This window comes from Acidobacteriota bacterium (genome assembly GCA_030774055.1).
GTDB lineage: Bacteria > Acidobacteriota > Terriglobia > Terriglobales > Acidobacteriaceae > JACPNR01.
This window is the reverse complement of the sequence record JALYLW010000030.1, coordinates 1-3,747: the sequence shown is the minus strand read 5'-3', so window position 1 is coordinate 3,747 and position 3,747 is coordinate 1. Positions and strand designations below refer to the sequence as shown.

The 3,747-nt window shown below is 62.9% G+C and carries 4 protein-coding genes; all 4 read left to right on the top strand.

The window, feature by feature from the left end; all coding sequences use genetic code 11:
- On the top strand, positions 1–912 hold a 912-nt coding region (gene nuoH, locus M3P27_02330; GenBank protein MDP9267148.1), incomplete at its 5' end, for an NADH-quinone oxidoreductase subunit NuoH.
- Positions 912–1,400, top strand: coding sequence for an NADH-quinone oxidoreductase subunit J (locus tag M3P27_02325; protein MDP9267147.1), 489 nt, complete (start codon positions 912–914; stop codon positions 1,398–1,400). The genes nuoH and M3P27_02325, both read left to right, overlap by 1 nt.
- A 13-nt stretch (positions 1,401–1,413) precedes the next feature.
- On the top strand, positions 1,414–1,725 hold the full coding sequence (gene nuoK / locus M3P27_02320) for an NADH-quinone oxidoreductase subunit NuoK (protein MDP9267146.1): 312 nt from the start codon (positions 1,414–1,416) through the stop codon (positions 1,723–1,725).
- Positions 1,726–1,735: 10 nt separating this feature from the next.
- Positions 1,736–3,747 (top strand): NADH-quinone oxidoreductase subunit L (gene nuoL, locus M3P27_02315; GenBank protein ID MDP9267145.1); only part of this gene is annotated, 2,012 nt, incomplete at its 3' end.

Sequence of the window (3,747 nt, the reverse complement as noted above, 5' to 3'; positions counted from 1 at the left end):
GGACCGACGCGCGTCGGTCCATTCGGCCTGCTGCAGCCGCTGGCCGACGGGCTCAAGTTCCTCCTGAAGGAAGACATCGTTCCCACCAACGTCTACAAGCCGCTCTACATCGCGGCGCCGATGATCTCGGTGGCGCTCGCGCTCATGTCCATCGCCGTCGTCCCCTTCGGCGAGAACCTGCGCTTCGGCAGCTTCACTACCCCCGCGCAGATCACCGACGTCAACATCGCGCTGCTGCTCTTGCTTGGCGTGACCTCGGTCGCCGTCTACGGCGTAGCCCTGGCGGGATGGTCCTCGAACTCGAAGTATTCGCTGCTCGGCTCACTCCGCGCCAGCGCGCAGATGGTCAGCTACGAAGCCTCGCTCGGACTCTCGCTCATCGGCGTGCTGCTGCTCTCCGGCTCGCTCAGCTTGCGCGAGATCGTCAATGCGCAGTCGGGGACCTACTTCGGATTCCTGCCGCGCTGGTTCTTCTTCCCGCAGTTCATCGCCTTCTTCGTCTACCTGACCGCCGCCTTTGCGGAGACCAACCGCATCCCGTTCGATCTCCCCGAAGCCGAGACCGAGCTCGTCGCCGGATATCACACCGAGTACAGCGCGATGAAGTTCGCCATGTTCTTCATGGCCGAGTACACCAACATGATTACCGTGGCCTGCGTGGCGACGCTGCTGTTCTTCGGCGGATGGCACGGGCCGGCGCTTCCCTTCTTGCCCGCATTCCTACAGAGTTTCGTCCCGCTCTTCTGGTTCGCGCTCAAAGTCTTCTGTTTTCTTTTTCTATACATCTGGATCCGCGGCACGCTTCCGCGTTTCCGCTATGACCAACTGATGGCCTTTGGCTGGAAAGTCCTCCTGCCCATCGCCATCGCCAACATCGTCTTTACAAGCCTGTTCATCGCGTTGACCAGCTGATGCACACCGTCCTGTTCCTCGTCTTCGCCGCCGTCTGCGTCGCCGCCGCCATCAACCTGGTGGCGCAGCGCCACCCCATCAACTCGGCGCTCTCGCTCATTGTCGTGATGGGCTCGCTCGCCCTGCTCTATCTCTTGCTGGGCGCGGAGTTCGTTGCTGCCGTGCAGATCATCATTTATGCCGGCGCCATCATGGTGCTCTTTGTCTTCACCATCATGTTGCTCAACGCCGGGGAGGAAGAATTTTCCAAGGGCAGCCGCGTCGCCATCATGTTCGGAGTACCCGCAGTCGCCGTCATCGTCTGCGGGCTCGCGTACGTGCTCAGCCGCGGTATCGGCACGGCCGCGCTCGGCGACTTTATCGGCGGACCCAAGGAGATCGGCCGCTTGCTCTTCCGCGACTTCCTGCTGCCTTTTGAAGTCACCTCGGTGCTGATCCTCATCGCCATCATGGGCGCCGTGGTGCTCGCCAGACGGGAAGAAAGGTGACGAGGTGAACATGATGACGAACACCGTCCCCATCGCCTGGTATCTCGTGCTGAGCGCGGTGCTGTTCGCGTGCGGCGTGACCGGCTTCCTCATCCGCCGCAACATCATCACCATCTTCATGTCGATCGAGCTGATGTTGAACGCGGTGAACCTGTCGTTCGTCGCCTTCGCTTACCAGTGGAAGCAGCTTTCCGGCGAGGTCTTTGTGTTCTTCGTGATGGTGGTAGCGGCCGCAGAAGCCGCCGTCGGACTCGCCATCATCATCTCCGTATTCCGCACGCGCGAGACGCTAAACGTGGACAAGGTGGATCTGCTGAAACTTTGACTCGAAGACTATGACCTCTAGCCTCCATCTCTGGCTCATCCCGCTGCTGCCGCTCCTGGGCGCCGCGCTCAACGGCCTGCTTGGCCGCAGCTTCTCGAAGCGCACCGTCGCCATCATCGGCGTGGGATTCCCGGGCGGGGCCCTGGCATGGGCTCTGGTCGTGACTTCGCGGTTCCTGGCGCTGCCGTTCGAGCGCATCCCATACAACGAATACATCCTGCCGTGGATCGTTGCCGGCAGCTTCCAAGCCAACATCGCCTTTTATCTCGACCAGCTTTCGCTGGTGATGCTGCTGGTCGTGACCGGTGTCGGCTTCCTTATCCACGTCTACTCGATCGGATACATGGAGCACGAAGGCGGCTACTACCGCTTCTTCGCGTATCTGAACCTCTTCATGTTCTTCATGCTCATGCTCATCCTCGCCGACAACTACCTGCTGATGTTCGTGGGCTGGGAGGGGGTGGGGCTGGCCTCCTACTTGCTGATCGGTTTCTTCTTCCTGCGCGATTCGGCCGCGAACGCCGGCAAAAAAGCGTTCATCGTGAACCGCGTCGGCGACTTCGGATTCCTGCTCGGCATGTTCCTGCTGGTCAAGCACTTCGACTCGCTGAATTTCGCCGACATCTTCAAGGCCGCCTCGCAACATCCGGTCGAAACCGCGGGCGCCGGGTTGCTGACCGCCATCTCGCTGCTGCTGATGGTGGGCGCGACGGGAAAATCCGCGCAGCTCCCACTCTACGTCTGGTTGCCGGACGCGATGGAAGGCCCTACGCCGGTGAGCGCGCTCATCCACGCCGCCACCATGGTGACGGCGGGCATTTACATGATTGCGCGCTCGAATCCCATCTTCAGCCGCTCGCCCATCGCGCTGACGGTAGTCGCCGTGATCGGCTGTCTCACCGCCATCTTCGCCGCCACCATCGGCATGACGCAGACAGACATCAAGCGCGTGCTCGCCTACTCCACCATCTCGCAGCTCGGCTACATGTTCATGGCGTGCGGCGTGGCCGCGTACTCCGCCGGCATCTTCCATCTCATGACGCACGCCTTCTTCAAGGCGCTGCTCTTCCTCTGCGCCGGCTCGGTCATCCACGCGCTCGCCGGCGAGCAGGACATGCGCCGCATGGGCGGCCTGCGCACCAAGATCCCGTGGACGTTCTGGACCATGACCGCCGGCACCTTCGCCATCGCCGGATTCCCGCCGCTCGCCGGCTTCTTCTCCAAGGACCAGATCCTGTGGAAGGCGTGGTCCACCACCGCGCTCCGCCCCGTCGCCGGCCCCATGCTCAACTACACGCTCTGGGCGCTCGCGCTGCTCACTGCGTTGCTCACGTCCTTCTACATGTTCCGCTTGTGGTTTCTGACGTTCTTCGGGGAATACCGTGGCGCGACTGCTCACAGCGATGGCGGGCACGAAGGCGGCGGACTTGGCGAACCGCATGAGAGCCCGAAGATCATGCTCGCGCCGCTCGTGCTGCTCGCGGTGCTCTCCGTCGTTGGCGGATGGGTGGGCGTGCCGCACGCGCTTGGCGGCAGCAACCGCTTCGACCAGTTCCTCGCGCCGGTCATCCAACCGAGTTTGGAAGCCATGCCCGCGGGCCAGCCTGCCGGTGAGCCGCAGCAGCAGGCCGCCGAAGAGCATGCGGAGCGAAAAACGGAGCTCGCGCTCACCGCGGCTTCCGTCGGCGTGGCCGCCCTCGGATTCGGGCTTGCCTGGCTCTTCTATTTCAAGCGTCGCGACCTGCCCGCAAAGGTCACCGCGGCGCTCGGCGGCGTCTATGAGACCGTTCGCGACAAGTATTACGTCGACCAGCTCTACGACTCGGTCTTCGTTCGCCCGCTGCTCGGGCTCTCTACCTTCTTCTGGCGCAGCATCGACGTCGGCGTGATCGACGCCTCCGTCAATGGCGCCGCTGACGCTTCGCGTGATGTTTCCGACGGATTCCGCCAAATGCAGTCCGGCAACATCCGCTCCTACGCGGGATGGATCGCCACCGGCGCCGCCCTCGTGCTCGCCTACAT